Source organism: Bradyrhizobium liaoningense, from assembly GCF_018130825.1.
Taxonomy (GTDB): domain Bacteria; phylum Pseudomonadota; class Alphaproteobacteria; order Rhizobiales; family Xanthobacteraceae; genus Bradyrhizobium; species Bradyrhizobium liaoningense_B.
In genome coordinates this window covers 1-25,526 of the sequence record NZ_JAFCJS010000001.1, presented here as the reverse complement: position 1 = coordinate 25,526, position 25,526 = coordinate 1, and the positions used below count along the sequence as shown (strand labels likewise).

At 65.5% G+C, this 25,526-nt stretch carries 26 protein-coding genes and 1 tRNA gene; 9 read left to right on the top strand and 18 right to left on the bottom strand.

Annotation, left to right across the window (positions count from 1 at the left end; all coding sequences use genetic code 11):
* Positions 1 to 39 precede the first annotated feature (39 nt).
* From JQ603_RS00135 to mgtE, 3 genes are all read right to left on the bottom strand, one after another.
* Positions 40 to 858, bottom strand: coding sequence for an aldo/keto reductase (locus JQ603_RS00135; RefSeq protein ID WP_212335790.1), 819 nt, complete (start codon positions 856 to 858; stop codon positions 40 to 42).
* 140 nt (positions 859 to 998) lie between these two features.
* The gene (locus JQ603_RS00130) at positions 999 to 1,295 is read right to left on the bottom strand and encodes a helix-turn-helix domain-containing protein (protein WP_212335789.1); all 297 of its coding nucleotides are present in this window, start codon (positions 1,293 to 1,295) and stop codon (positions 999 to 1,001) included.
* A gap of 164 nt (positions 1,296 to 1,459) precedes the next feature.
* Positions 1,460 to 2,881: a magnesium transporter gene (gene mgtE, locus JQ603_RS00125; RefSeq protein ID WP_212335788.1), complete on the bottom strand. Its 1,422-nt coding sequence runs from the start codon at positions 2,879 to 2,881 to the stop codon at positions 1,460 to 1,462.
* A gap of 83 nt (positions 2,882 to 2,964) precedes the next feature.
* Here mgtE and JQ603_RS00120 point away from each other — a divergent pair, with 83 nt between their 5' ends.
* Positions 2,965 to 3,771, top strand: a complete 807-nt coding sequence (locus JQ603_RS00120) for a polysaccharide deacetylase family protein (protein WP_433996614.1) — start codon at positions 2,965 to 2,967, stop codon at positions 3,769 to 3,771.
* Positions 3,772 to 3,929: 158 nt separating this feature from the next.
* Positions 3,930 to 5,207: a polysaccharide deacetylase family protein gene (locus JQ603_RS00115; RefSeq protein WP_212335787.1), complete on the top strand. Its 1,278-nt coding sequence runs from the start codon at positions 3,930 to 3,932 to the stop codon at positions 5,205 to 5,207.
* Between the two features lie 5 nt (positions 5,208 to 5,212).
* Here JQ603_RS00115 and JQ603_RS00110 read toward each other — a convergent pair whose 3' ends face one another.
* Positions 5,213 to 5,587: a hypothetical protein gene (locus JQ603_RS00110; protein ID WP_212335786.1), complete on the bottom strand. Its 375-nt coding sequence runs from the start codon at positions 5,585 to 5,587 to the stop codon at positions 5,213 to 5,215.
* A 280-nt stretch (positions 5,588 to 5,867) separates the two neighbouring features.
* Here JQ603_RS00110 and JQ603_RS00105 point away from each other — a divergent pair, with 280 nt between their 5' ends.
* Positions 5,868 to 6,125 carry a hypothetical protein gene (locus JQ603_RS00105; RefSeq protein ID WP_212335785.1) on the top strand — a complete coding sequence of 86 codons (258 nt, stop codon included), beginning with the start codon at positions 5,868 to 5,870 and terminating at the stop codon, positions 6,123 to 6,125.
* A gap of 19 nt (positions 6,126 to 6,144) precedes the next feature.
* Here JQ603_RS00105 and JQ603_RS00100 read toward each other — a convergent pair whose 3' ends face one another.
* The 3 genes from JQ603_RS00100 to JQ603_RS00090 all read right to left on the bottom strand — a co-directional run bounded on the left by JQ603_RS00100 (position 6,145) and on the right by JQ603_RS00090 (position 7,682).
* The gene (locus JQ603_RS00100) at positions 6,145 to 6,333 is read right to left on the bottom strand and encodes a hypothetical protein (protein WP_212335784.1); all 189 of its coding nucleotides are present in this window, start codon (positions 6,331 to 6,333) and stop codon (positions 6,145 to 6,147) included.
* Positions 6,334 to 6,343: 10 nt separating this feature from the next.
* Positions 6,344 to 6,673 carry a four-helix bundle copper-binding protein gene (locus tag JQ603_RS00095; protein WP_212335783.1) on the bottom strand — a complete coding sequence of 110 codons (330 nt, stop codon included), beginning with the start codon at positions 6,671 to 6,673 and terminating at the stop codon, positions 6,344 to 6,346.
* 106 nt (positions 6,674 to 6,779) lie between these two features.
* Entirely contained in the window at positions 6,780 to 7,682 is a 903-nt protein-coding gene (locus tag JQ603_RS00090; RefSeq protein WP_212335782.1) for an NAD(P)/FAD-dependent oxidoreductase, read from the bottom strand.
* Positions 7,683 to 8,077: 395 nt separating this feature from the next.
* Here JQ603_RS00090 and JQ603_RS00085 point away from each other — a divergent pair, with 395 nt between their 5' ends.
* On the top strand, positions 8,078 to 8,404 hold the full coding sequence (locus JQ603_RS00085) for a putative quinol monooxygenase (protein WP_212335781.1): 327 nt from the start codon (positions 8,078 to 8,080) through the stop codon (positions 8,402 to 8,404).
* A 70-nt stretch (positions 8,405 to 8,474) separates the two neighbouring features.
* Here JQ603_RS00085 and JQ603_RS00080 read toward each other — a convergent pair whose 3' ends face one another.
* The 3 genes from JQ603_RS00080 to JQ603_RS00070 all read right to left on the bottom strand — a co-directional run bounded on the left by JQ603_RS00080 (position 8,475) and on the right by JQ603_RS00070 (position 10,577).
* A complete protein-coding gene (locus JQ603_RS00080; RefSeq protein WP_212335780.1) occupies positions 8,475 to 9,650 on the bottom strand; it encodes a lipase family protein in 1,176 nt (391 codons plus the stop codon).
* A 456-nt stretch (positions 9,651 to 10,106) separates the two neighbouring features.
* Positions 10,107 to 10,191: transfer RNA gene (locus JQ603_RS00075), tRNA-Leu, on the bottom strand.
* 143 nt (positions 10,192 to 10,334) lie between these two features.
* A complete protein-coding gene (locus JQ603_RS00070; protein ID WP_212335779.1) occupies positions 10,335 to 10,577 on the bottom strand; it encodes a FliM/FliN family flagellar motor switch protein in 243 nt (80 codons plus the stop codon).
* Positions 10,578 to 10,659: 82 nt separating this feature from the next.
* On the opposite strand from JQ603_RS00070, the gene lipB reads away from it, so the two are divergent.
* Positions 10,660 to 11,397: a lipoyl(octanoyl) transferase LipB gene (gene lipB / locus JQ603_RS00065; protein ID WP_212335778.1), complete on the top strand. Its 738-nt coding sequence runs from the start codon at positions 10,660 to 10,662 to the stop codon at positions 11,395 to 11,397.
* 199 nt (positions 11,398 to 11,596) lie between these two features.
* Positions 11,597 to 12,310, top strand: a complete 714-nt coding sequence (locus JQ603_RS00060; RefSeq protein WP_212335777.1) for a DNA helicase — start codon at positions 11,597 to 11,599, stop codon at positions 12,308 to 12,310.
* Between the two features lie 43 nt (positions 12,311 to 12,353).
* On the opposite strand, the gene JQ603_RS00055 is transcribed toward JQ603_RS00060, so the two are convergent.
* Entirely contained in the window at positions 12,354 to 12,776 is a 423-nt protein-coding gene (locus JQ603_RS00055) for a tautomerase family protein (RefSeq protein ID WP_212335776.1), read from the bottom strand.
* 111 nt (positions 12,777 to 12,887) lie between these two features.
* On the opposite strand from JQ603_RS00055, the gene JQ603_RS00050 reads away from it, so the two are divergent.
* Positions 12,888 to 13,742 carry a LysR family transcriptional regulator gene (locus JQ603_RS00050; protein WP_212335775.1) on the top strand — a complete coding sequence of 285 codons (855 nt, stop codon included), beginning with the start codon at positions 12,888 to 12,890 and terminating at the stop codon, positions 13,740 to 13,742.
* 4 nt (positions 13,743 to 13,746) lie between these two features.
* On the opposite strand, the gene JQ603_RS00045 is transcribed toward JQ603_RS00050, so the two are convergent.
* The 3 genes from JQ603_RS00045 to JQ603_RS00035 are packed head-to-tail and all read right to left on the bottom strand — an operon-like array spanning position 13,747 to position 16,420.
* Complete coding sequence (locus JQ603_RS00045; RefSeq protein ID WP_212335774.1) at positions 13,747 to 15,183, bottom strand: TIGR01777 family oxidoreductase; 1,437 nt, start codon at positions 15,181 to 15,183, stop codon at positions 13,747 to 13,749.
* Complete coding sequence (locus JQ603_RS00040) at positions 15,180 to 15,845, bottom strand: DUF4166 domain-containing protein (protein WP_212335773.1); 666 nt, start codon at positions 15,843 to 15,845, stop codon at positions 15,180 to 15,182. The genes JQ603_RS00045 and JQ603_RS00040 overlap by 4 nt, the downstream gene beginning before the upstream one ends.
* 17 nt (positions 15,846 to 15,862) lie before the next feature.
* Entirely contained in the window at positions 15,863 to 16,420 is a 558-nt protein-coding gene (locus JQ603_RS00035) for a GbsR/MarR family transcriptional regulator (protein ID WP_212335772.1), read from the bottom strand.
* Between the two features lie 154 nt (positions 16,421 to 16,574).
* Here JQ603_RS00035 and JQ603_RS00030 point away from each other — a divergent pair, with 154 nt between their 5' ends.
* Positions 16,575 to 18,095: a PAS domain-containing sensor histidine kinase gene (locus JQ603_RS00030; protein WP_212335771.1), complete on the top strand. Its 1,521-nt coding sequence runs from the start codon at positions 16,575 to 16,577 to the stop codon at positions 18,093 to 18,095.
* 50 nt (positions 18,096 to 18,145) lie between these two features.
* Here the strand turns inward: JQ603_RS00030 and JQ603_RS00025 are convergent, their stop codons facing one another.
* The 4 genes from JQ603_RS00025 to JQ603_RS00010 all read right to left on the bottom strand — a co-directional run bounded on the left by JQ603_RS00025 (position 18,146) and on the right by JQ603_RS00010 (position 22,738).
* Positions 18,146 to 18,445 (bottom strand): acylphosphatase, encoded by a 300-nt coding sequence (locus JQ603_RS00025; protein WP_212335770.1) that lies wholly within the window; start codon positions 18,443 to 18,445, stop codon positions 18,146 to 18,148.
* Positions 18,442 to 19,308, bottom strand: coding sequence for an isocitrate lyase/PEP mutase family protein (locus JQ603_RS00020; protein ID WP_212335769.1), 867 nt, complete (start codon positions 19,306 to 19,308; stop codon positions 18,442 to 18,444). Before JQ603_RS00020 ends, JQ603_RS00025 begins: the two co-directional genes overlap by 4 nt.
* Before the next feature lie 156 nt (positions 19,309 to 19,464).
* Positions 19,465 to 21,480 carry an acetyl-CoA carboxylase biotin carboxylase subunit gene (locus JQ603_RS00015; protein WP_212335768.1) on the bottom strand — a complete coding sequence of 672 codons (2,016 nt, stop codon included), beginning with the start codon at positions 21,478 to 21,480 and terminating at the stop codon, positions 19,465 to 19,467.
* Between the two features lie 175 nt (positions 21,481 to 21,655).
* Complete coding sequence (locus JQ603_RS00010) at positions 21,656 to 22,738, bottom strand: zinc-binding metallopeptidase family protein (RefSeq protein ID WP_212335767.1); 1,083 nt, start codon at positions 22,736 to 22,738, stop codon at positions 21,656 to 21,658.
* Positions 22,739 to 22,960: 222 nt separating this feature from the next.
* On the opposite strand from JQ603_RS00010, the gene JQ603_RS00005 reads away from it, so the two are divergent.
* Positions 22,961 to 25,438 (top strand): PAS domain S-box protein, encoded by a 2,478-nt coding sequence (locus JQ603_RS00005; protein WP_212335766.1) that lies wholly within the window; start codon positions 22,961 to 22,963, stop codon positions 25,436 to 25,438.
* Positions 25,439 to 25,526: the final 88 nt, after the last annotated feature.

Genomic DNA, 25,526 nt, shown 5'->3' with positions numbered 1-25,526 from the left:
TGGGTTGCCGCCCTGCTGTTAGCATACCGCTGTCTCCCCTCAATCCCATTTCGGTGCGAAGCCGAAATCGGTCAGTCGCCCCTTGGGGCTGGCCAGCGCGGCGATCTGCGCCGTCTCGTCGTCCGAGAGCTCGAAATCGAAGATATCGATGTTCTCCGACAGGCGTTCGACGCGCGAGGTGCGCGGGATTGCCGCAACATTCTGTTGCACCAGCCAGCGCAGACAGACCTGCGCCGGCGTCTTGCGATGCGCGCGGCCGATGGCAGCGAGCGTCTGGTCGGACTTGATGCGGCCCTTGGCGACGGGGCTGTAGGCAACCAGGGCGAGCCCGTGCCGATCGCAGGCCGCCCTCACCTTCGTCTGGTCGAGATAGGGATGGTATTCGACCTGGTTGCAGACCAGCGGCTCGCCCGACAGCGCGATCGCCTGCTCGATCAGCGCCACCGTGAAATTGGAGACCCCGATGTGGCGGGTCAGGCCCATGCGCTTCGCGTGCGACAGCGCGCCAAGCGTCTCCGCCAGCGGCACATGCGGATTGGGCCAGTGCAGCAGCAAGAGATCGACGGAAGGAAGCCGCAGGCGCGCGAGGCTCTCCTTGACCGAGCGCTCGAGATCGTGGGGCGCGAAATGGTTGGTCCAGACTTTCGTCGTGAGGAAGACGTCGTCGCGGCGCACGCCGGAGGCGCGTAAGGCATCGCCGACCTCGCGCTCGTTGTCATAGACCTGGGCGGTGTCGATGTGGCGATAGCCGAGCCGCAGCGCCTGCTCGACCACGCGGGCGCAGGTTCGTCCTTCCAACTCCCAGGTCCCGAGTCCGATCGCCGGGATCCGTGCGCCATTGGCCTCGACGAACAGCATGAGGAATCCTCTCTGTTACGTAGCCCCGGTCGACATTATGGACCTCGCCCGTGATGGTTGCCAACGGACGTCAGTGCCATCGGGACGGATATTCAGGGCAATGCTAACAGGCGGTTCGCGCGTGGCTTCCGGCCTTGACGTCACGCCTTGGCCAGCGCCTGGAACACGGTGTCGGGCGCATGCGCGATCACCGCGAGCAGCGCACGGGCCGGCCCCCGGGGCGCCCGCTTGCCCTGCTCCCAGTTGCGGATGGTCTCGACGGGAACGCCGAGCTTGGCGGCGAACTCCATCTGGGTCAGGCAGGCGCGGCGCCGCAGGTCGCGCACCGCGAGCGAACTGGCGTCGCCAGGCGCGGCCGCCGGCTGGACCGGAAATTCTTGTCCATCCCGCAACTCGACGATCCGCCCGTCCGCCTTCAGCCGCAACCGCATGTCCATTCCCCCAAGCACGGGCGATGATGCGGCAGGCCGCTTAAGTTCGAATTAAAGATAGTTGCCCGTAGCCCGGATGAAGCGAAGCGTAATCCGGGGCAGCTCTCGCGGCGATGCAGCGGTCCCGGATTACGCTGCGCTCCATCCGGGCTACGGCCCCACCGCGCCCCCTACTTCAACCCGAACCAGAGCGTCGCAATCCCGAGGAAGGAGAAGAAGCCGACGACATCCGTCACCGTGGTGACGAAGGTGCCGGAGGCCACCGCCGGGTCGGCCCTCACGCGTTCGAGCGCCATCGGGATCAGGATGCCGCCGAGCGCGCCAGCGACGAGGTTGCAGATGATCGCAAGCCCGATGACGATGCCGAGGCCCGGGATCTTGAACCAGGCCACCGCCGCGATGCCCGTGATCACGGCGAAGGCGAGCCCGTTGACGAGGCCGACCAGCGTCTCGCGCATCACCACGCGCCAGGCATTGGAGGAGCCGAGCTCGCGGGTGGCGAGCGCGCGCACCGCGACCGTCATGGTCTGGGTCGCGGCATTGCCGCCCTGGCTCGCCACGATCGGCGCCAGCACCGCGAGCGCGACCATCTTCTCGAGCTGGCCCTCGAACAGGCCGAGCACGGAGGACGCCAGGAACGCGGTGGCGAGGTTCACCAGCAGCCAGTTGAAACGGCCGCGGGCGATGGTGAGGAACGTGTCCGACAGTTCTTCGTCGCTGGTGACGCCGCCGAGCGCCTTGAGGTCCTCGTCCGCCTCCTCCTCGATGACGTCGACGACGTCGTCGACGGTGATGACGCCGACGAGGCGGTCCTGGGTGTCGAGCACGGGGGCTGCGACCAGATTGTACTTGCCGAACATGCGCGCCACCTCCTCCTGGTCCTCCAGGACGGAGACGCGGCGGCGGTCCTCGTCGGTGAGTTCGGTGAGCGGCACCGGACGGCGGGCGCGCAAGAGCACGTCGAGGGGGACTGCGCCCTGCCAGTGCTGGTCCTTGTCGACGACGTAGATCTCGTAGAAGCGGTCGGGCAGATCCGGCGTCTCGCGCATGTAGTCGATCGCCTGCCCCACGGTGAAATCCTGGGGCACGGCGATGAACTCGGTCTGCATACGGCGGCCGGCGGAATTCTCCGGATACAGCAGGCTGCGCTCGAGCGCGACGCGCTCCTGCAGCGGCAGCTTCTCGAGGATCTCCTCCTGCTCGTCCTCGTCGAGGGTCTCCAGCAGCTCGACCGCGTCGTCGGATTCGAGTTCGCGGACGCCTTCCGCCACCGTCTCCGGCGGCAACTCCTCGAGGATCTCCTCGCGGACGGCCTCGTCGACCTCGTTCAGCGCCGAGAAGTCGAAGTCGCGGCCCGTGAGCTCGACCAGGCGGACGCGGTCGTCGGGCGCGAGAGCGCCGATCAGGTCGCCGAGGTCGGCCTCGTGCAGCTCGGCCACGCAGGCGCGCAGCGCCGCGCTGTCGCCGGCTTCGATCGCACGGGCAATTTCCTCGACGAATTCGTGACGAATTTCGCCGTCTTCATTGCGCATCGGCACGTGGTCGAGTACCGAATCCGCGGCGGATGGAGCACCGTCCATATGTTCATCCATGGTGCGCCTCGCCGTTTGACAGGTTGGAACGAGTGGTCTGAGCTGATGGTTCAGGCAATACCCACAAGGCGACTCCAAGCGCAATGGCAAAGATGCTTCGGCTGAAATGGACATCGATGTCGGCGGGGGCCGTCCTTGCGGGCCTCACCGGCATGGCCTCGACGGATGCCGCCGAGTGCCCGCGCAAGGATGCGCTCGGCACGTCGCGGATCCTGAGCGTCGACGCCAGGACCACGCCGCGCGTCGGCTTGAAGAGCTTCCCGCAGACGCTGGCGCTCGCCGATCACGAGGTCGTACTGACCTTCGACGACGGCCCGCATCCGCCGACGACGTCGAAGGTGCTGGCGGCGCTGGCGCGGGAATGCGTGCGCGCGACGTTCTTCCTGATCGGCCTGCACGCCTCGCAGCACCCCGAGATGGTCAAGCGCATTGCGCGCGAAGGCCACACCATCGGCCATCACACCTTCTCGCATCCGTTCATGGCGCGAATCCCGATCGACAAGGCGAGGAGCGAGATCGACCGCGGCATCGCCGCCGATGAGATGGCGCTGCACGGGGTCTCGACGACGACGCCCTCGACGCCGTTCTTCCGCTTCCCCTATTTCGAGGCGACGCAAGCCGAGCTCGATCTGCTGCAATCGCGCGGCATCGTCGTGTTCGGGGCCGACCTCTGGGCCAGCGACTGGAACGAGATGACGCCGGAGCAGGAACTGAAGCTGGTCACCGAGCGCCTCGCTGCGAGCGGCAAGGGTATCATCCTCTTCCACGATCCCAAGGCGCGCACGGCGGCGATCATGCCGGCCTTCCTGCGGTACCTGAGGGAGAACGGGTTTCGCGTGGTTCACGTGGTCCCGCCAGGAACGTCACAGAAAAGCGCCGATGCGCGCTGATGCCGGAATGTCACGGCGGCGCAAAATGGGGTGATTTTGGCCCTATTAACACTCTGTTCATGCTACGGAATGCAAAGATGGAAGGGTATTGCGCCTGAACCGTTTCCAGGCGTCTCAGACCTACTATGGCGGCAAGCGTATGAGGGCAGACGGGATTCATGATCGGAGGTAGCGTTGTGGTTCGGACGCGATCGTGGATCGTCCTGTGTCTTGGATTGTTGACCGCGGGCGCACCGGCGGCCTATGCGGCCGACTGCCCCGGCCATCCGGACGCGCTCGGCACGTCCCGCACCCTCGTGGTCGATCCGCGCGAGCATCCGCGCATCGGCACCATGCAGTACCGCGAGACGCTGCCGCTTAGGGATCACGAGGTCGTCCTGACCTTCGACGACGGTCCGCTGCCGAAATATTCCAACCAGGTCCTCAAGATGCTCGACGACGAGTGCATCAAGGCGACCTTCTTCATCATCGGCCAGCAGGCCAAGGCGAACCCGGAAGGCGTGCGCAAGCTGGTGGCGGCGGGACACACCGTCGGTACCCACAGCATGAGCCATCCGCTGACGTTCGACCGGATGCCGGTCGAGAAATACGAGCCCGAGATCAACGGCGGCATCGAGTGGACCTCGGCCGCAATGACCGATCCGTCAAAACTCGCGCCGTTCTTCCGCATTCCCGGCCTGATGCGCGCCGAGGGCGTCGAGAACTATCTGATCTCGCGCGGCATCCAGGTCTGGAGCGCCGACTTCCCGGCCGACGACTGGCGGCACGTGTCGTCCGACCGCGTCTATCAGCTCGCGATGCAGCGGCTGGAGGCCAAGGGCAAGGGCATCTTGCTGCTGCACGACATCCAGGCGCGAACGGTTGCGGCGCTGCCAAAAATCATCCGCGACCTCAAGGCGCGCGGCTATCGCATCGTGCATGTGGTGCCGGCGACCGCGGACCGGCCGGCAACGCCGACCACGCCGGTAGAATGGCTGCTGCATCCGCCGACCGAGACGACACCGATCGCACGCTGGCCGGCCGTTCCGAATTTCGTGTTCACCGAGACCCGGACGTTGCCGGCGCCCGCGCTGGCCGACCTCAATGCGCTGACCGAGCACCAGCCGCTGCTGCCGCGCCGGACCAAGGCGCAGACGAATATCGCATCCACCCTGGCCGTGCCCGGCCGCGACCTGTTCGCGATTCCGGAAGGCTCGGTCGAGGTGCTGCTGTCCACAACCTTGTCGCGGCGCGCCGCGACGCGGATGGCGATGGCGGCCGAGACGCCTCACACGGCCAAGGACAAGGCCGCAAAGGGCAAGGCCGGCAAGATGCACGCTCCCCGGACCGCACATGCGGCGCCGGCCGGCCCCAAGCATGCCGCGCAGGCCAAGAACACCGCCCCCAAGAGCACGACGCCGACCCGCCTCGCGACCGGCGTGAAGAAGCGCGCCTAAAGCGGTTATTGCCGCATGATCGCGGCGACGCAGAGCAGCACGATCAACGCAAGGAAGAACAGGTCCATATAGGACTTGAGCTCGCCGTCGCGGCGCAGCCGCGCAACGTCGGCCACGATCTGCTTGCGCGCATTGGTTCCACCCGAGCCGTCATTGATCGGGGCCTGAAGACGCTTCGTCTCGACCTCCAGCTTCTCGATCTTCTGGAAGAAGTAGAACGCACGCAGCGTCGAGGCGGCGCGCATGCCGGCATAGACCAGCACCAGGATCGCGAGGATCGCCCGGTTCGGATACTTCTCCATGAAGTTCAGACTGAAATAGACCACCGCCAGGAACGAGAAGTTGGTGACGAAGCGGTAGACGAAGCTGAGAAAGACCATGCTGGGCTTGAGCCTTGAGGGTGCGCAACCGGATCGTGCTGCGGAGACGGGATCAGCGGATCCGGACCGGAACTGCCGGGCAGGATCGCGTGCAGGCGCCCGTCTACGCCAATATTGTTTCAACAAAGATACCACGGCCCTGCAACTTGCCGCCTTTTAGCCACGCGCCGCCATATAGCAAGGCCGCCCCTGCCGGGTGCGGGCCGTCCGCAACGGCTCAATGGCGATTTGGCGGAAGTCGCGATAGACTGTGCAGCGCCGCCATATGTGGGGTCTGCCGATGCCGAAGAAGGGAATCACGGGCCACGACGAATGGGTTCTGACCGAGGCCCTCGCGACCGCGCTGGTCGCGCTGGAGCAGCTCGCACCGAAGCACCAGCCGAGCGCGCATATGGACGACATCCGCAAGATGCTCGCGAACGGCAAGGAGCCGGCGGCGGTGAGCCTGCACCTCGCCCAGGCCAAATGCCGCCTGTTTCCGGAAGTCGATCCGCTCGAGATCTACAAGGAGTACGGAATCGGCGAGGAATACGGCTGAGGGCGGCCGAGCGCGCGAGCTAGGGCCCGCCCGCGACCGATCCCGCGATCACCATGACCAAAGCGGCAAGGTCGATCTTGCCGTTGACGATCAGCTCTTCCGAGCGGTTCGCCTCGCTTGCGCCCTGGAGCTTCAGCGCTTGCGGCCGGTCGGCCGCCTGCCGTTCCAGCTCGCCGATGATGGCTTCCTTGAGCTTCTCTTCCAGCATTGGCATCACCTCAGGCCGCCATTGCGCGGCAGGATTGGGCGCAGGAGCGGCACATCGCGACGCATTCGTCCATGCCTCCGATCCGTTCGCAATCTTCGGCGCATTCGCTGCAGATCTCGGCGCATTCGCCGCAAGTATGCCGGTGATGCGGCGTGTTGATCAGCATGAAATGCGCCGCCGTCCGGCACATTTCGGCGCAGGCCATCATCAGGCGGAAATGCTTGGGCTCGACGTGCCTGCCGCCGGTCTCGAGGCAATGGTTCATCGCCGTGCCGAGGCAGGTCTGGTAGCAACCCATGCACTGCGCGATGCAGCGGGTCATGTCTTCGGATTGAGTCATGCGGTTACTCCAGTTCGGCAGACGTCGCCCACGCCCGCTCAACCAAGGCCAGCCACCGCGCTTGGTTCCTGGTTCCCCACGATTGTGAGACTTGACCAGAGATCGGTCAGGCCAGGCGCCGCGGCAGACTGTGATGGATCGTGCAGGCGGCAACCGCCGCGTGGCCGAACGCGACCGAGATCTGGTGCAGGTCGGTGACGACGTCGCCGATGCCAAAGAGCCCATTGATCGAGGTGCGCTGTTGGTCGTCGACCTTGAGGTAGCCCTCCCCGGTATGCTCGGCGCCCAACGACATCGCGAGCTGCGAGCGCACCTCCGCTCCCATCGCGGGATAGACCACGTCGAAGCGCGCCGTCCGGCCACCGGCGAAGACCGCTTCAAGGCTGTCGTCGCTTCGTCGCAAACGCAGGTCGGGCGCAACCACGACCTGGACCCCCGCCTTGGCCAGTTCTGAACTTGCGGCCTCGTCGTCATCCCGCCGGGTTGCGAGCAGCGTCACATGACGCGAGTAGCCGCGCAGGAACAGCGCCTTGCCGGCGGCACGGTGAAGCGGGCCGACGACGCCGATGCGGCGGCCGCGCGCCTCGAAGGCGTCGCAGACCGGACAATAGCGCAACAGCCCGTCGGTGACCGCGGCACGCCATTGCTCGAATGGCGGATGGGTATCGACGATCCCGCAGGCGAGAATGACGGTGGCGGCACCGTGCGCACCGCCGTTCCAACTCGCCTGAAAACCGCGGTCGTGACGTTGCAACGCCGTGATCTCGGCCTCCACGCGCATGACGGCGAGTTCGTCCAGTTGCGCCGACATGCGCGCGATCAGCTCGTCACCGGACAGGCCGTGGACGAAGCCGGGGACGTTGTGACTGCGCGGGATCAGCGCGGCGCGGCTCGCACCTGCGTCCACCACGCAGACGCGGCGACGGAAGCGCGCCAGATAGATCGCGGCCATCAATCCGGCCGGGCCGCCCCCGATGACGATGCAGTCGAACACCTGCGTGCCGCTCATGAGGGGGATGAATCCTGAAGTCTTGCGCCGGTCCTCTCGCGGCTCGTCCTCGCTACGCGCGTGGCGTTTTGCGCCAGCGGCAGGCTGACGGGCCGCATTCCATCGCGAAGGTCGATCACCATCATGCCGGCTCCTCGCCAGATCGATACCCGTGTGACCAACCTTGAGGTGCGGCTCGCGGTTCCAAGCGCGCGATGAACCGGGCTGCGGGCCGCGATTATCACCTGCTCCCGCCGTAACTCCGTCCGCGGTCAATTCTCGCCGCATGTCAGCGTGTTTTTGACCTGCGAGGTAATCGACCAAGCGCGGTCTCGTGAAGCACTCTTCCCGGGCAAGACCGACGCCCCGGGGACACCGGTGCGTCCGCCGCCAAGCACATGCCAAGGAGAAGCACCATGCCGGTCACCTACGTCATCAAGTTTGACGTCGTGCCCGAGCAGCGCACGAATTTTCTGCGACTGCTCGGGGCGGTGCTCGACGCGATGAGAAACGAGCCGACGTTTCATCAGGCGGTCCTGCATCGCGATCCGGCGTCCGAAAATCGCTTCATGCTCTACGAGACCTGGGAGAGCCATGACGAGGTCGTGAACGTTCAGATCAAGCGATCCTATCGAGACGCCTGGCATGAGGCGCTTCCCGCACTGCTCGCACGCGATCGCGATATCGAGGTTTGGGAGCCGCTGCGGAGCGACCATGCTGGAAGTTTTCTGAGTGCCAATTGACGACGCCACCGCGCCGCCAGGGGGACTCTACAGCACGAGCGCGCCGTGCCATCCGGCTATCATTCCCGGCTCAGCCGCCATACTGCTGCTTCATGTATTTCAGGTAGTTGCCGAGGTGGTGCTGCCAGAAATAGTCCAGCTTCTGGCATCCCGGCGTCCCATCGGACGGGTTGCCGCCCGGGATGGCGAAGAGCGGCAGCAGCGCACCGGCATCAGCATAGTTCAGCGAGGCCTGAATCTGGTCGAGGATCTGCTGGATCACATCCGAGATCGTTGATCCCGTGATCGGGGCGGCGGTTGCCGCGCCGAGATCGGCGGCGTTCAAATGGATCGTCTCGGATGTCAGTCTCCGAGAGAGACTCTCGACCCGTTGCTTGAGCCGCCTCACCGCATCGTCGCGAACGCGATTGACCGCGCTCTCACCGTCGGTGACCACGCTGCCGAGCGCGATCATTGCCTCAGGATTGGGACTGCCGTTGAACCCGCGCAACGGATTTGGCGTGTTGAGGTCCGATATCCACTCCAGGGCAAACGGCGCCTGCGGCACCCAGTCCTGCGTTGACGTCACCGCCCAAGCGTATCCGTCAACCGCGGCAAGCCGCGCGTGATCGTATGCGTAATGGTCGTTGCCGGCCTTGGCGGGCGCGAAGGTATAGGTCTTGTAGGACGGCCCCTTGAAAACATCCGTCGAGTGCCGGACCAGCGAGGTGAGCAGCGTCGCGATCGAGGCACCCTGGCTGTGCCCGGTGATATAGACGTCGCTGCCCTGCTCCGCGAGCAGCCCCAACGTCACGAACAACGGGCTATCGGTGGTGAAGAGCATGAGCAGCAAACTCAGAGCGAAGCCCGAATGCACACCGGCCTTCACCGCACTGTCACCCTCATCGCGGGCGAGATAGAACGGCAGCGAGATCGAACCGAGCGTCACGTCAAAGCGCGCGTTGATCAGAGGGAACAGCAGGTCGGCCAGCACGCTGGACGCACTGGCGACCGTGCCGCGCACTGCGATCGCGTATTGGGTGGTGTCACTCTGGTTCTGCCAGACCTGCCAGTAGTTATCCAATAGCGTGGCACTCGTCGGGGTAAGGTCCTTGCGGATCGCCCAATTTGGGCTCGGATTGGGCACGGGGGGCACGCCGCAGGTTGCCACCGCTTCGGTCAGCGATGGCGTGCCGGCGTAGGCATGCTGCGCCATCTCGAGCAGAAGTTGCGCCTCCGCGAATTGGAATCCCGACTTGAGCGTCATGCTGCCCTCCTTGCAAAGGTGCTCGACTCCAGCCGCCCGCGTTCGGACCCGGAAGCCACCGACCGATATTTCGCATCTCTTGGAGTTGATCAATTATAGGGTGTAGTAGCAGATAAATGCAATATGAAGATGTCGATCGGCCAGCCTTCGCGATCAAATCTGGGCATCGGGTCGGAACCGCGGGCGCGTCCGTCATTCGAAATTCGGCAGCACGTCGATCGTGGCGATCGACTATCTCAATCCCGATTGGGCGACTTCGACAAAATCGATTGGGGACCGCCGCCGCGCCAGGCTGCCGTGGCCAATCTCGGCAAATCAGATTGGTTGAGTCGCTTCGCCCAGAGGCATCTGTCGTCCGATGCCACCACTTGCGTGATCAGATCATTGATTTCATCTGCGAGAGTATTTCGGCGGAAACAGTCCGCTACCCCGGCCAAAGCGGCGCGATCCGCCGTATGGTGCGCTCGGAGGGACTCGAACCCCCACGGTGTTACCCACTGCCACCTCAAGGCAGCGCGTCTACCAGTTCCGCCACGAGCGCTAGGAGATGCCGGCCTGAGGTCGTTCGGGTGGCCGGATCAGCGGCCGCCGATCTAACAAATCCATCAGGGGGATACAAGCCTGCAAAGGCCCTGAATTCCACAAGCTTGGCAGGAAAAATCCCCATCCCTGCCCGGATCGGTCCTATCGGGTCCCCGGCGAGCGCGGCAGCATCTGCTTGACCTCGACCGCGATCCGGTTGCGATCGACCAGCACGACGCCGGAGGCTACGGGGAGATTATTGGCCAACACCCTGACCTCGTCGGCCTCGGTTGCGTCCAGCTCGATGATGGCGCCGCGGGAAAGACGTAATACTTGATGGATCGGCATCGTGGTGGTCCCGAGGACGACCATGAGATCCACGGTGACTTTATCGAGAGTGGGCACTGTCAGGACCGCCGCAACTTGGGACTTGCGCCAAAGGACTTGGCATTTGCTCCCGAGATCATCACCACGTTATGGTTAGCCAATGGTTAATTCGCCCCAAAACCCCCGCCAAGACCTCGATTTGACGTCGTTTTCCGCCTCAGACGCCGCGCCCGTCGAGTGGCGAATCTCGGACACGCCGGTGCCCTATCCCGAGGCCGTGGCCGCCATGGAGGCGCGCGTTGCGGCGATTGCCGCGGGCGAGGCCCCCGAGCTGGTCTGGCTGCTCGAACACCCCCCGCTCTACACCTCCGGCACCTCCGGCAAGGAATCAGACCTGCTCGATGCCCGATTCCCGACCTTTGCCACCGGGCGCGGCGGGCAGCTCACCTATCACGGACCCGGACAGCGGGTGGCCTACATCATGCTCGACCTCAAGCGCCGCCGCCCTGACGTGCGGGCCTATGTCGCGAGCCTGGAGGAGCTGATCCTGAAGACGCTGGCCGCCTTCAACGTCCGCGGTGAACGGCGCGAGGACCGGGTCGGCGTCTGGGTGAAACGGCCCGACAAGGGGCCCGAGCACGAGGACAAGATCGCCGCGATCGGCGTCCGGCTGAAGCGCTGGGTGTCGTTCCACGGCATCGCCATCAATGTCGAGCCGGAGCTGTCGCATTTCGCCGGCATCGTGCCCTGCGGCGTCGCCGACCCGCGCTACGGCGTCACCTCGCTGGTCGATCTCGGCCAGCTCGTGACCATGGCCGATGTCGACGTCGCGCTGCGCCAGGCGTTCGAGCAGCTGTTCGGGCCGACACGCGCGCTGCTGCCGGAGACGGCCGCCTAGGCGCTTTCCTGTTCGCCGTGCACGGCTCTCGTTCTCTGCGGCGGCGGAATCAGCTACGCTTTGTTTCGGTGCCGCCCACGCCTCCCCCCTCCGCCGGGAAAGCAGACCTCATGCCGGGCGAGTTGATCATCGGCCGACTGTTCGAGCGCCAGGCATAAGGAGGGGTTGCGATCCATGCTCGCAATGGGAGGTTTTTACGATGAGACTGTCTGCGCCCATCTACCATCTGAAGCGCAAGGCGAAGCGCCTGTCCCGCGAAGCCAGCATTCCGCTCCACGACGCGCTTGACCGCGTCGCCGCGACGGAAGGCTTTTCCGCCTGGAGCATGCTCGCGGCCAAAGCAGCCGCACTGACGCCGGCGAGCAAACTGTTTCCGCAATTCCGGCCGGGCGATCTGGTGCTGGTCGGGGCGCGTCCCGGCCAGGGCAAGACGCTGATGAGCCTCGAACTTGCCGTCGAAGCCATGAAGTCGGGCCATCGCGCCGCGTTCTTCTCGCTCGAATATACCGAGCAAGACGTCCTGGATCGCCTTCGCGCGATTGGCGTGGAGCCGGCACAATTCGATAAATTGTTCGAGGTCGATTGCTCCGACGCGATCAGCGCCGATTACGTCGTCAAGCAGATGGCTTTGGCGCCGCGAAGCACAGTCGTGGTGATCGACTATCTGCAACTGCTCGACCAGCGGCGGGAAAACCCTGACCTGACTGTTCAGGTCCGCGCATTGAAATCCTTCGCGCGCGACAAGGGGCTGATCGTCGTTTTCATCTCGCAGATTGACCGATCGTACGATCCATCGGTCAAGCCCTGCCCCGATATCAGCGATGTCAGGCTGCCGAACCCGCTGGATCTAAGACTGTTCGACAAGACCTGCTTCATCAACAACGCCGAAGTTCAGTTCCGCGCGGCGAGCTAACGACAAGGCCGCGGGTGAGATTGCTCACCCGCGACCTCCCACGTCACGCCGCCTTCAGCGCGACCTCGAGCTTGCCGGCGATGTAGCGCCGCTCCTGGGTCAGGCCACCAAAACCGTAGGCGTCGCCCTTGACCTCGTCGACATGAAGATAGGTTTCGGGATGCAACGGCCCCAGGATCTCGGCCATGCGCTTGAACATGGCGGCGAGATAGGCGGCCTTCTCGTCCTTGGTGTTGGTGCCCTCGGAGACGTGGATGTCGATCCAGTAGCTGGCGAGCTTCTGCTCGGCGAGGGACCTGCCGCCGGCGAACCAGTCGCCGGCATCGACCGACTTCACGATGATCGCGGTCACCCCTGGATCCTTGTGCAGGATTTTTGCGGTGAGCTCGGACACGGCGCCCGCGATGTCGGCCTTCAGCGAGGCCGACTGGCGGGAAGAGCTATAGGACACGGTGATCAGGGGCATGGTCGTTCTCCTCGATATGCTGCGCGACTTGCGCGGCGTTGGTGAGAAACTAGACCTGCCGCTGTCATTTTGGTATCTTATCTATACTGATACCAGTGATAACCATATATAATGACAGCAACACTCGACATCGCCACCGTGCAGGCGTTCCTTCTGGTCGCCGACCTCCAGAGCTTTACCCGCGCCGCCGAAGCGCTCGGCACGACGCAGGCGGCGGTCAGCCTGAAGCTGCAGCGGCTGGAGACGCTGCTGGGCAAGCGGCTCGTCGAACGTTCGCCGCGCGCAGTCCGGCTCACCGCCGACGGCGCGGCGTTCCTTGATCGCGCCCGCGCGCTGATGGCGGCGCATGACCGCGCGCTGTCGGGCGAGGCTCCCGTTGCGCCGTCGCTCTCGCTCGGCATCTCCGATCACGCGGCGGGGCCCGAACTGGTGCCGCTGCTCGAACGGCTGCACGCGATGTCGTCAAACCTCACCCTCGCCGTCACCATCGGCTTCTCGCGCGAGATGCAGGACGCCTATGACGCGGGCGAGCTGGATGCGGTGATCGTCCGCCAGGAGGGCAGCCGCCGCGGCGGCGAGAAATTGGCCGAGGACGAGTTTGGCTGGTTCGCGTCACGCCGCTTCACCCTGCCGAAGGGTGAACCGCTGCCGCTCGCAACGCTCGCCCCGCCCTGCGGCGTCCGCGCCGTCGCCATACGCGCGCTCGACAAGGCCGGCCTCGCCTGGCGCGAGCGCTTCGTCGGCGGCGGCGTCACGGCGGTGGTCGCCGCTGCGCTTGCTGGGCTTGCGATCGCGCCGCTGGCACGGCGGATCGCGCCGCCCGGGCTGATCGACATCGGGCCTGCGCACAGGCTGCCGAAACTCGGCAGCTCCAAGGTAATGCTGCATTCGAAGGTCAGCGATCCCGCCAAGCTGGCAGCGCTACGCGTGTTGGCGGCGACGTTCCGGAGCGCAGCCACCACCTGAAGTCTCACAAAATCGCCTCGAACGCACTGCGCAGCGTCTCGTGCCGAAAGACAAAACCACGGCTCAGCGCCTTGTTCGGCAGCACGCGCTGACCGCCGAGCAGAAGCTCGTCGGCAAAGCCGCCGCCGATCCGGCGCAGCAGGCCGCCGGGAATGCGGAACACCGCGGGCCGATGCAGGCGGCGACCGAGCTCTTCGGTGAACTTTGCGTTGGTGACGGGGATAGGCGCCGTGGCGTTGACGGGGCCTGAAAGGTCGGGCGTTGCGATCACATAGGCGATCAGCCGGATCAGATCGTCGCGCTCGATCCAGGACATCCACTGCCGCCCCGTTCCGAGCGGGCCGCCGAGGCCGAACTCGAACGGCGTCAGCATGCGTGTGATGAAGCCGCCCTCGGTGCCGAGCACGAGGCCGATGCGCAAATAGACCACGCGCACGCCGAGCTCCTCCGCCGGCCGCGCCGCTTTCTCCCAGGCCGCGCACAGCTCGTGGCTGAAGCAGGCATGGGACTTCGCCGACTCCGTCAACACCTGGTCGGCCCACAATCCGTACCAGCCGATCGCGGAGCCGCTGACCAGCACCTCGGGCTTGCGCTCGAGCCGCGCGATCAGCTTCACGACCTCGCCGGTCATGTCGATGCGCGAGCTGATGATCCTCGCCCGCTTTGCCTCGGTCCACAGGCCGTTGCCGATCGGCTCGCCGGCGAGATTGACGATGGCATCGATTGGCGTGTCTGCGGCGAGCTGATCGAGGCTGGTGATCAACGTCACCGGCGGCGGCAGCATGTCGGCCTTGGCGGGGTTGCGGATCAGCGCGATGACGTGATGCCCCGCCCCGCTGAGGCTCGCGGCAAGGCGGCTGCCGATGAAGCCGGTGGCGCCCGTGATCAGCACGGTCTTGCGGCCGTGCAGCTTGTCGACAAGTCCGGCCGACGGCACGCTTCGCATGCGGCCGAGCCGGCGCATCGCCGCAAAATCCCTGACGCCGCACAGCGCCGCGCCGACCGCACAGGCGGTTGCGGCGATGCTGAGCAGGCCCTGATTGACGACGGTCACGCCGACGGGCTGCATCGCCCAGGCGATCAGCACAGGCACCAGCAGCACAAGAATGGCACCGTAATTGATCGCAAGCAGCGTATGATTGATGCGCTCGCTCGGCGGCAGCTTTCGGCTCAGATCCTCCTCGACGAAATCCATCAGCGTGATGACAATCTCGGCGACCAGGACAACAACGATCAGCAGCGCCAGCACGCCATGGACCTCGAGCCAGCCGAGCAGCAGGAACAGCAGCGCATAAAGCATGTTGCGGATGCCATGCAGCTTCAGCTCGAAACGCTGAGACGGACGCCAGGCCAGGCGCTCGGTGAATTCATGGTGATAGAAGGTGTCGAACACGCCCATCACGATCTGGATGGCGATGAGGGTCCACAACAGCGGCGTCATGATACGGCCTCCCTGAAGGTGGCGGATTGGTGGATCAGCGCGCCGTAACGCGGGTGAGTGACATCGAGGGTGAAACGGAAGGCGCCCTCGCCGAGATCACTGTGCGTCACCGTGAGGTCGCCCGGCGTGAGCCATTGCGGCAGCGGGATCCACAGACGTCCGAGCTGCAGGCCGTAACCGGCGCTGCGGAAGGTCAGCGCCTGGCCTTCGACCGCGATGCGCAGCGCCATCGACACGCCGAAGCCGACATATTCCTCGAGCCCCGTCGGGCCTGCGAAGCGTTTCGCCGAATGGATCACCTGCGGAAAGCCGCGCTTGCGCGCACAGATGCGCGTCCAGGTCTGGCCGCCGGTGGCGCCGTCCTCGGTGACCGTCACGATCATGGGCACACCGGTGTCGCGGCCGGTCGGCAGCGGCCCGCCGATCAGGCGCGCGACCTGCGCGAACCACCAGCCGATGTCGCTGAAGGCGACCTCGTCGACTACGCCGACATAGACCACGCTATCGCCATCGGCGACGCGTTTGGAAAAGCGCCGCCAGGTCGCGAGCGGCAGGCGGCCCCAGTCCTCGTCGGACAAGAGCGAACGGAAGCGGCGATCGTCGAGCAGTTTGGTGTGAGCGGGGGGAGATGCGCCTAAGCCTGGTAATCGAGCCGACGTCATCGCACCCTCCTCAAGAACTATTTGACCTTGCCCAGCGGCAGCAGGTTGGCGATCTTCTCGCCAAGCCGCATCAGGGCGACGAGCCGCGGCCGCGGCACCTTCAGCATCTGCATGAACCAGTGATCGGCGAGCTCGGTGAAGGCGAGCATCTCCTTCAGCCGCTTGCTCGCGACCGGATTGATGGTGGAATCCTCTGCGGCATCGGACACGCAGGCCCTCAGCGCCGCGATGGCCGGATCGAGCTCCCGCTCCTTGCGCCGTGCCGCGATCCGGGCCGCGACCTCCCAGATGTCGGTCTCGGCCTCGTAGTGATCACGGCGATCGCCGAGGATCGGCACCCGGCGGATCAGGTTCCAGGCGAGCAGCTCCTTGAGCGAATTGGAGACGTTGGAGCGCGCCATCCCAAGCGTGTCGGCGATATCCTCGGCCGTCATCGGCGCCTCGGACAGATAGAGCAGCCCGTGGATCTGACTGACCGAGCGATTGACGCCCCACCCGTCGCCCATGTCGCCCCAATGCAGGATGAAGCGCTCGACGGCGGCGGGGAGTTTCTTCTTTCCGGTTATTTCTGTCATGACAGAAATATCTGACAAATGCGATTGCGTGTCAAGGGCGCTTGCCCGGCGGCCCTCCTGCATACCGTCTGCGGCATTTGCCTAAAAAGTTCCCAGAGAGCCGGAACCAAAACGCCGGCCTGAGCGTTTGCTCCCGTCGAGGCGGGGTCTAAGAATGGTAAAAAAGTTCAGTCAGCAGAGAGACTTGTTCGAAAGCGAGCGCAGTTTCCGGCTGCTGGTTGAAGGAGTTGCTGACTACGCCCTCTACATGCTCGATCCCAGCGGCACGATCACCAGCTGGAACATCGGCGGCGAACGCATCAAGGGCTACTCGCCCGAGGAAATCCTCGGCCAGCATTTCTCCCGCTTCTACACCGAGACCGACCGAGCCAACGGCAAACCCGCGCGAGCGCTCGGCATCGCGCGCGAAAAGGGCCGCTACGAAGAGGAAGGCTGGCGCGTTCGCAAGGACGGGACATTCTTCTGGGCGAGCGTGGTGATCGATCCGATCTACGAGGATGGCACGCTGGTCGGCTTCGCCAAGATCACGCGCGACATCACCGAACGCCGCAATGCCCAGCTCAAGCTCGAGGCGATGCAGAAGCAGCTCGCCGAATCCCAGAAGTTCGATGCGCTCGGCCAGCTCACCGGCGGCGTCGCCCATGACTTCAACAACCTCCTGATGATCATCAGCGGCAGCCTCCATGTCCTGAAGAAGGGGGACATCGATGACGCACGGCTTCAGCGCGCGATCTCCGCGATCGAGACGGCGACCAGGCGCGGCGCCGCGCTGACCAACCAGCTCCTCACCTTCGCGCGGCGACAGAGCGTCAACCCGCAGGCGATCGATCTCGCCGAACGCATCGCGGCGATTCGCGCGGTGCTCGACGCCGGCGTCGGCAGCTCCGTGCGCCTCACCTTCGACATCGATGCCAAGGTCTGGCCGGTCAGGGCCGACGTCTCGGAGCTCGAGACCGCGTTGCTCAATCTCGTCATCAATGCCCGTGATGCGATGCCCGACGGCGGCACAGTGACGATCAGCGCCCGCAACGTGGTGCTGGACGAGGAGACGCTCGCCGGCGAGTTCGTGGCGATCGACATCATCGACACCGGGCTCGGCATTCCCGCCGACGTGGTCGACAAGATCTTCGAACCGTTCTTCACCACCAAGCCGATCGGCAAGGGCACCGGCCTCGGGCTCTCCCAGGTGCACGGCTTCGCCCATCAGGCCGGCGGCACGGTGAAGGTCGCAAGCGAGCTCGGCAAGGGCACGACTTTCACCATCCTGCTGCCGCGCGGCACGGATGCGCCGGCACGGGACACCGTGGAGGCGATGCCGTTCCGCGGCAGCGGCACGGTGCTGCTGGTCGAGGACAATCCCGAGGTCGCTCTCGTCAGCATCGGCCTTCTAGAGCAGCTCGGCTACCAGGTGCGCCGGGTCGCCGACGCCGAAGCGGCATTGCGCGAGATCGAGACCAACGGCGTCGACTTCGTGTTCTCGGACATCGTGATGCCCGGCAAGATGGACGGTATCACCCTCGCCCATCGCCTGCGTCAGCTCCACCCCGGTCTGCCGGTCCTGCTCGCCACCGGCTACAGCGAGGTCGCCGCCGACGTGCGTGGCGACTTCCCGATCCTGCGCAAGCCGTATGAGATCCACGAGCTCAGCGAAGCCATCGCCAAGCTGCCGAGGTGAGAACTTTCTCTTCGCCTCTCCCCGCAAGCGGGACGAGGGAACAGACCGACCTACACCGTAGGCAACACCGAGAATGCTTCCCCTGCCCTGCGCAGATTCAGCTCATCCACGTCTGCGGTCTCGCTGGTGACGCTGTCGACGCGCGAGGATGGCGGACCGTGGCGGCACAACGCGACCATGTCGGCGACGTGGTTCGGCGCGCCCGCGAACAGCGCCTCGACGCTGCCGTCGCGGCGGTTGCGGACCCAGCCTTCGAGCCCGCTCGTAGTGGCCTGGTATTCGACCCAGGCGCGATAGCCGACGCCCTGGACGCGGCCGCGGATCATGACCTGGAGGATCGCCCGGCTCATGTCTTCAGCCCGAGAACATCGGCGCTGCGCGCCTTCGTCTCGGCCTCCCGCATGACCCGGCCTGTCAGCTCGGCGGAAGCCAGGCCCTTGAGCGCCTTCGGCAACGTGCCTTCGCGGAGCGCCTTCAGCGTGTCGTGGACGGCCTGCGTCGCCGCGCCGATCGGCGCATGACCCTGGAGCGCGATGCGCACGCGCTGGGAGGCAAGATAGTCGAGCGCGCTCAGCTCCTCCGGCGCGCCGCCGAGCACGATCGGCAGGCGCGTCGCCGATACGACCGCTTCCAGCTCGGCACGCGACTTGATGCCGGTGAAGAACAGCGCATCGACACCGGTGGCCTCATAGGCCTTGGCACGGCAGACCGCATCCTCGATCGAGGTGATCGAGGCAGCACCGGTGCGGCCCATGATGACCAGCGACGGATCGCTGCGGCCGCTGAGCGCGGCCTTCATCTTGCCGACGCCCTCCTCCAGCGAGATCAACTGAGTCTTCGCTTCACCGAAGGCGGCCGGCAACAATGTGTCCTCGATGGTGAGGCCGGCAGCACCGGCGGTCTCCAGCTCCTGCACCGTGCGGCGCACGTTGAGCGCATTGCCGTAGCCGTGATCGGCATCGACCAGCACGGGCAGCGTGGAGGCCCGCGACATCCGCCGCATCTGCTCGCAAAGCTCGGTGAGCGTGATCAGGGTGATATCGGGGTCGCCGAGCACGGCGAGCGACGCCACCGAGCCGCCGAACATGCCGAGGGGAAAGCCGAGATCCTCGGCGATCCGGATCGAGATCGCGTCATAGACCGAGCCGGGATGGACGCAAGTTGCGCCCGACAGGATGGAGCGCAGTTTCTCGCGGCGGGAACGAAAGGCCATGGTGCTGTCTCGGTTAAGTCACGGAGGCCGCAGCATACTCCGTCATTGCGAGCGAAGCGAAGCAATCCAGAGTCTTTCCGCAGAGGCAGTCTGGATTGCTTGGCTGCGCTCGCAATGACGGTGTTCGTGGGGCCCGGCGAGAGCCCCACTCACACCTTACGCAAACTCCAAAATCAGCGCGTCCACCGCGAGCGTCGCGCCGGCGCTGGCGTGGATCTTCTTCACGGTGCCGTCCTGCTCGGCGCGCAGCACGTTCTGCATCTTCATGGCCTCGACCACGGCGAGCGTCTCGCCGGCCTTAACCTCCTGCCCCTCGCTCACCGCGATCGAGACGACGAGGCCCGGCATCGGACAGAGCAGCTTCTTGCCGGTGTCGGAGGCCGCCGTCACCGGCATCAGCCGGGCAGACGTCGCTTCCGTCTCGGTCCAGACATAGACCGGCACCTCGACGCCCTGATGCGCGAGGCGGATGCCGTTGGCAATCGGGCGCGCCTGCACCGCAACGAAGTGCCCGTCGATGGTGCCCTGCCAGACCGGATCGCCCGGCTTCCACGGCGACTGCAGCAGATGCGGATTGCCGGCCTTGCCCTCGGCATCGACGAAGCGGATCGCGATCGCATCACCCTCACGTCCGACCTCGAGCTGGATTTCCTGGCGGTCGAGCCACACCGCGCGGCGGCGTTCGCGCTGCACGACGCGCCCGCCCATCTGGCCCGAGATCTGCCGCTTGCGCTCGCCGAGCACGTGATCGATGGCGGCGCCGACGGCGGCAATCCGCCGGGCGACCTCGCCTTCGGGCACGCGCACCGCAAAACCCTTGGGGAATTCCTCGGCGATGAAGCCGGTCGACAGCCTTCCCTCGCGCCAGCGCGGATGATGCATCAGCGCCGACAGGAACGGGATGTTGTGCCTGATGCCGTCGACATAGAACGAGTCCAGAGCGGTGGCCTGCGCCTCGATCGCGGCCGCACGCGACGGCGCGTGGGTGACGAGCTTGGCGATCATCGGATCGTAATGGATCGAGATCTCGCCCCCCTCCTGCACGCCGGTGTCGTTGCGCACGGTGATGCCGTCCTGGCTGGCTTCCGCCGGCGGGCGATACTTCACGAGACGCCCGATCGAGGGCAGGAAGTTGCGGAACGGATCTTCGGCGTAGAGGCGCGATTCTACGGCCCAGCCGGTGAGCGTGACGTCCTTCTGCGCGATGGCGAGCTTCTCGCCGGCGGCGACGCGGATCATCTGCTCGACGAGGTCGATGCCGGTGACGAGCTCGGTGACGGGATGCTCGACCTGGAGACGCGTGTTCATCTCGAGGAAGTAGAAGCTCTTGTCCTGGCCGGCGACGAATTCGACCGTGCCGGCGGAATCGTAGTTCACGGCCTTCGCCAGCGCGACGGCCTGCTCGCCCATCTTGCGGCGGGTGGCTTCGTCGAGCAGCGGCGACGGCGCCTCCTCGATGACCTTCTGGTTGCGGCGCTGGATCGAGCATTCGCGCTCGCCGAGATAGATCACGTTGCCGTGCTTGTCGCCCAGCACCTGGATCTCGATGTGGCGGGGATCGACGATGAACTTCTCGACGAAGACGCGGTCGTCGCCGAACGAGGCCTTGGCCTCGGCCTTGGCGAGGTTGAAGCCTTCCGCGACCTCGGCCTTCGAGTGCGCGATGCGCATGCCCTTGCCGCCGCCGCCGGCGGAGGCCTTGATCATGACGGGGTAGCCGATCTCGTCGGCGATGCGGACCGCGTGCTTGTCGTCCTCGATGACGCCGAGATAGCCCGGCACGGTCGAGACTTTTGCTTTTGCGGCGGCCTTCTTGGACTCGATCTTGTCACCCATTGCGGCGATCGCGCCGGGGTTCGGGCCGATGAAGACGATGCCGGCGGCTTCCAGCGCGCGCGGAAACGCCTCGCGCTCGGACAGGAAGCCGTAGCCGGGATGCACGGCCTCGGCGCCGGTCTTGCGACAGGCCTCGACGATCTTCTCGATCACCAGATAGCTCTCGGCCGCGGCCGGCGGGCCGATCAGCACCGCCTCATCGGCCATCTCGACATGGAGGGCATCGCGGTCGGCCTCGGAATAGACCGCAACCGTTTGAATTCCCATCTTGCGGGCAGTCTTGATGACCCGGCAGGCGATTTCGCCGCGATTGGCGATCAGAATGCGTTTGAACATGCTTTTCTTGAGTCTCGACCTTGGGCGGGACCCTTCCCCGGCCGTTGGGGCCTATGGGACGGGCCGTGTGGCTCCCGTGGTACAGCAAAATGGGCCGGAGGCAACGGTCTAAATCCAGGCCCTTCTGGCGTACCAGCGCAAGACCGAAACAGGCGTGAGGAGCCCTTGGGAGGGCCTAGGCCTTCCCCGCCTTGGCCGCGTCCCGGACCAGGCCGTGAATGAAGCCCAGTTTGCCGACCACCGCCGGCGACAGGATGAAGGGATAGAGGTCGCGCAGGCCCATGGCCCGGTTGACGCTGTTCATGGCGAAGGTGAAGGGCAGCCATGCGTCGATGAGCGCCTGGACGTCCCTTGCCTCGTACGGGTTGAAGCGGATGCGCGCCGTCAACTCCCCGTCGCGATCCACCTTCGGGCGCACCTCCATGCCGAACTCAGAGGCCATCTCCAGGGTGTCGACGATGTGGAGGTAGTGCGCCCAGGTCTCGGCGAAGTCTTCCCAAGGATGTGTCGTGGCATAGGCCGAGACGTAGTTCTGCTGCCAGTCGGCCGGGGCGCCTTCGGCGTAGTGGCGCTGCAGGGCCTGGCCGTAATCGGCCGTATCGTCGCCGAAGACCGCGCGGCATTCGTCGAGCTTGCCGCCGCCCTGAACCAGTACGTCCCAGAAGTAATGTCCGACCTCGTGGCGGAAATGCCCGAGCAGGGTCCGGTAAGGCTCGCCCATCTCCAACCGGCGTCGCTCGCGCTCGATGTCGTCGGCCTCGGTCAGCGCGATCGTGATCAGGCCGTTGTCATGGCCGGTCATGATCCTCGTGCCGCTGTTCGGATCGTCGGCGAGGAAGTTGAAGATCAGGCCGTGCTCGGGATTGTCCTGACGGTTCTGGAGCGGCAGCTTCCAGCGGATCAAGGAGTAGAACAGCCGGTGTTTTGCCACCTCCAGCTCGCGCCAGCCGCCGAGCTGCGCCGGGTCCGACAGGTCCGGCACCATGCCGTTGTGGCGACAGGCGCGGCAATAGCCGTTTCCGTCGCCGGTGTCGGTCAGCCAGTTGCAGGCGTCGTACTCGGAATTGCGGCACAGCATGCGTCCCCTGCCCTTGTCGGCCAGGGTCGTCCAAGTCCCGCTTTGAGCCTCTCCGTCGGGCTCGAGCGCCGACATCGTCTCCTTCTCCGGGAGGAAGGCGACGCGGTGACCGCAACGTCCGCAGGCGCGGTTCTCGAAATAGAGGACATTGCCACAGGACTGACAGACAAAGAGCTTCAAGGTTTAGCCTCTTCGAAAAGGGAGTCTTATGAATGGAGGTTGTGGCGCCTCGCGAAGACGCGTCCGCAGCCGCATCGTTCCAATATCAGGAACAAATTGCCAGAGCGGGCGTTGGTTGACCGCATTTTCCCGCCTTCTGGCTGGCCGCGGGTCCTTCCAGACAGTCAATTTCCTGTAAGCAATGGCCATCGCGCTCCGTCTGTGTGAATATCAGTCCGGCACGTGCGCACCCGCATGACAACGGCCGACGCCTTGAACGATCCTTTGCCCGAGACCATCGCCGCCGAAAGGCTGCGCCAGCACCTCGAAGACGTCGCGCGCGAGCGCGACAACGCCTATCGCGTGCTCCAGGAGCGCGAGGCCGAGCTCGCGCGCATCCAACGCATCGGCAAGGTCGGCGGCCTCGAGGTCGACTTCCGCGAAGGCTTCAAGAACCGCCGCTCGCCGGAATATCTGATGATCCACGGCCTGCCGCCGGAGGCTGCCGACGAGACGCACGAGGACTGGGTCAACCGTATCCATCCTGATGACCGCGACGCGGCGGTGAAACACTTCTTCGAGGCGCTTTCCGGGACCAGCGAGGATTATACCGCCGAATACCGCATCATCCGTCCGAGCGACGGCGAGACCCGCTGGATCCGGGTCGTCGCCAAGTTCGAGCGCGACAAGGACGGCCGTGCCATCCGCCTCGGCGGCGCCCACATCGACATCACCGACCAGATGCTGGCGCGCGAGACGCTGCGGGAGAGCGAGGAGCGCTTCCGGCTGATCGCCGACAGCGCGCCGGTGCCGATCTGGGTCACGAAGCTCGACCGCAAGCGCTCCTTCGCCAACCAGGCCTATGTCGACTTCGTCGGCCTGCCCTATGACCAGGCCATCGATTTCGACTGGCGCAAGGTGCTGCATCCGGACGACCTGCCGCATGTGCTGCAGCAATCGGTGCAAGGCGAAGCCTCGCTGAAACCCTTCGTGCTGGAAGCGCGCTACCGGAACGCCAGCGGCGAATGGCGCTGGCTGCGCTCGGAATCGCAGCCGCGCTGGGATCCGACCGGCAAGCATATCGGCTTCATCGGCGTCGCCCACGACATCACCGTCGCCAAGCAGGCCGAGATCGAGCTCCGGCGGCTCAACGAGACGCTGGAGGAACGCATCGCCGAGCGCACCGCAGAGCTCGAATCCAACGAGGCCCGGTTGCGCGCGATCCTGGAGACCAGCAACCAGTATCAGGGACTGGTCGATCTCAAGGGCGAGCTGCTCTACGCCAACAAGACCGCACTCGACGGCATCAACGCCGAGGCGCGGGATGTCATCGGCAAGCCGTTCTGGGACACGCCGTGGTTCACGGCAACGCCCGGGATGAGCGATGTCGCGCGCGACGCCTTCAGGACCGTCCTCAATGGCGAAGCGGTGCGGCTGGAGATGCGGCTGCGCCTGCCGATCGGCGAACGCGATTTCGACTTCGGCATGCGCCCCGTGCTCGACCGCCACGGCAACATCACCGGCGCGGTGCCCGAGGCCGTCGACATCACCGAGCGCCGCCTCGGCGAGGAGGCGCTGCGGCAGTCGCAGAAGATGGAGGCGATCGGCCAGCTTACCGGCGGCGTCGCGCACGACTTCAACAACCTCCTCACCATCATCCGTTCGGCGACCGACTTCCTGCGCCGGCGCGAGCTGCCGGAAGAGCGCCGCCGCCGCTATGTCGACGCGATCTCCGACACCGTCGAGCGCGCCTCGAAGCTGACCGCCCAGCTCCTGGCCTTCGCCCGCCGGCAGCCGCTGAAGCCGCAGATCTTCAATGTCGGCAGCCAGGTCGAGGGTGTTGCGCAACTGGTCCGGCCTCTGGTCGGCGGCCGCATCGAGATCAGCGTCGAGATCCAGGACACGGATTGCTTCACGGTCGCCGACGTCGCACAGTTCGAGACCGCGTTGATCAACCTCGCCATCAACGCCCGCGACGCCATGGAGAGCGAAGGCCGCCTCACCATCGCGGTCCGCAAGGTCCAGGGGATTCCGAGCCTGCGCGCGCAGTCGGCACGTGGCGGCGACTATGTCGCGATCTCGGTCGCTGATACCGGCAGCGGCATCCCGCCGGAACATCTCCACTCCATCTTCGAACCGTTCTTCACCACCAAGGAGGTCGGCAAGGGCACCGGCCTCGGGCTCAGCCAGGCGTTCGGCTTCGCCAAGCAGTCCGAGGGCGACATTGCGGTGACGAGCACGCAGGGCGAAGGCGCGACCTTCACCATCTACCTGCCGCAGGCTCAAAGCCCCACCGCCGAGAAGGAGGCCGCGGCGCTAACCGGCGAGGCCGCGACTACCGGGCGCGGCTACCGCGTGCTCGTGGTCGAGGACAATGACGATGTCGGCCAGTTCTCGACCGAGCTTCTGGAAGACCTCGGCTATGTCGTCCGCCGCGTCGCCAACGCCAACGCGGCTCTCGCGATCCTCGGCGAGAACGAATTCGCCGTCGACCTCGTCTTCTCCGACGTCATCATGCCCGGCATGAACGGGGTCGAGCTCGCCGGAATCATCCGCGAGCGCTATCCGGGCCTGCCCGTCGTGCTCACCTCCGGCTACAGCAACGTGCTCGCCGAAAACGCCCATCGCGGCTTCGAGCTGATCCAGAAGCCGTATTCGGTGGAATCGCTCTCGCGCATCCTGCGTAAGGCGATCACGGAGAAGCTGTCGGTGGCAAGGTGACGTCTCTCTACCGTCGTCCCGGCGAAGGCCGGGAGGTGGATTCACACTCGAAGTGCAACACTTGGGAGAAGGCCTCTGCCGGGGTCCT

Coding starts and splice junctions, on each gene's coding strand:
- JQ603_RS00105 (WP_212335785.1), top strand. CDS start 5,868: ATGCCGAAGAAGGGAATCACGGGCCACGACGAATGGGTTCTGACCGAG.
- JQ603_RS00115 (WP_212335787.1), top strand. CDS start 3,930: ATGATCGGAGGTAGCGTTGTGGTTCGGACGCGATCGTGGATCGTCCTG.
- JQ603_RS00110 (WP_212335786.1), bottom strand. CDS start 5,587: ATGGTCTTTCTCAGCTTCGTCTACCGCTTCGTCACCAACTTCTCGTTC.
- JQ603_RS00135 (WP_212335790.1), bottom strand. CDS start 858: ATGCTGTTCGTCGAGGCCAATGGCGCACGGATCCCGGCGATCGGACTC.
- JQ603_RS00045 (WP_212335774.1), bottom strand. CDS start 15,183: ATGACGCCGCTGTTGTGGACCCTCATCGCCATCCAGATCGTGATGGGC.
- JQ603_RS00050 (WP_212335775.1), top strand. CDS start 12,888: ATGACAGCAACACTCGACATCGCCACCGTGCAGGCGTTCCTTCTGGTC.
- JQ603_RS00130 (WP_212335789.1), bottom strand. CDS start 1,295: ATGGACATGCGGTTGCGGCTGAAGGCGGACGGGCGGATCGTCGAGTTG.
- JQ603_RS00040 (WP_212335773.1), bottom strand. CDS start 15,845: ATGACGTCGGCTCGATTACCAGGCTTAGGCGCATCTCCCCCCGCTCAC.
- JQ603_RS00025 (WP_212335770.1), bottom strand. CDS start 18,445: ATGAGCCGGGCGATCCTCCAGGTCATGATCCGCGGCCGCGTCCAGGGC.
- JQ603_RS00055 (WP_212335776.1), bottom strand. CDS start 12,776: ATGCCCCTGATCACCGTGTCCTATAGCTCTTCCCGCCAGTCGGCCTCG.
- JQ603_RS00095 (WP_212335783.1), bottom strand. CDS start 6,673: ATGACTCAATCCGAAGACATGACCCGCTGCATCGCGCAGTGCATGGGT.
- JQ603_RS00090 (WP_212335782.1), bottom strand. CDS start 7,682: ATGAGCGGCACGCAGGTGTTCGACTGCATCGTCATCGGGGGCGGCCCG.
- lipB (WP_212335778.1), top strand. CDS start 10,660: ATGGTTAATTCGCCCCAAAACCCCCGCCAAGACCTCGATTTGACGTCG.
- JQ603_RS00030 (WP_212335771.1), top strand. CDS start 16,575: ATGGTAAAAAAGTTCAGTCAGCAGAGAGACTTGTTCGAAAGCGAGCGC.
- JQ603_RS00015 (WP_212335768.1), bottom strand. CDS start 21,480: ATGTTCAAACGCATTCTGATCGCCAATCGCGGCGAAATCGCCTGCCGG.
- mgtE (WP_212335788.1), bottom strand. CDS start 2,881: ATGGATGAACATATGGACGGTGCTCCATCCGCCGCGGATTCGGTACTC.
- JQ603_RS00100 (WP_212335784.1), bottom strand. CDS start 6,333: ATGCTGGAAGAGAAGCTCAAGGAAGCCATCATCGGCGAGCTGGAACGG.
- JQ603_RS00080 (WP_212335780.1), bottom strand. CDS start 9,650: ATGACGCTCAAGTCGGGATTCCAATTCGCGGAGGCGCAACTTCTGCTC.
- JQ603_RS00020 (WP_212335769.1), bottom strand. CDS start 19,308: ATGGCCTTTCGTTCCCGCCGCGAGAAACTGCGCTCCATCCTGTCGGGC.
- JQ603_RS00120 (WP_433996614.1), top strand. CDS start 2,965: ATGGCAAAGATGCTTCGGCTGAAATGGACATCGATGTCGGCGGGGGCC.
- JQ603_RS00060 (WP_212335777.1), top strand. CDS start 11,597: ATGAGACTGTCTGCGCCCATCTACCATCTGAAGCGCAAGGCGAAGCGC.
- JQ603_RS00035 (WP_212335772.1), bottom strand. CDS start 16,420: ATGACAGAAATAACCGGAAAGAAGAAACTCCCCGCCGCCGTCGAGCGC.
- JQ603_RS00085 (WP_212335781.1), top strand. CDS start 8,078: ATGCCGGTCACCTACGTCATCAAGTTTGACGTCGTGCCCGAGCAGCGC.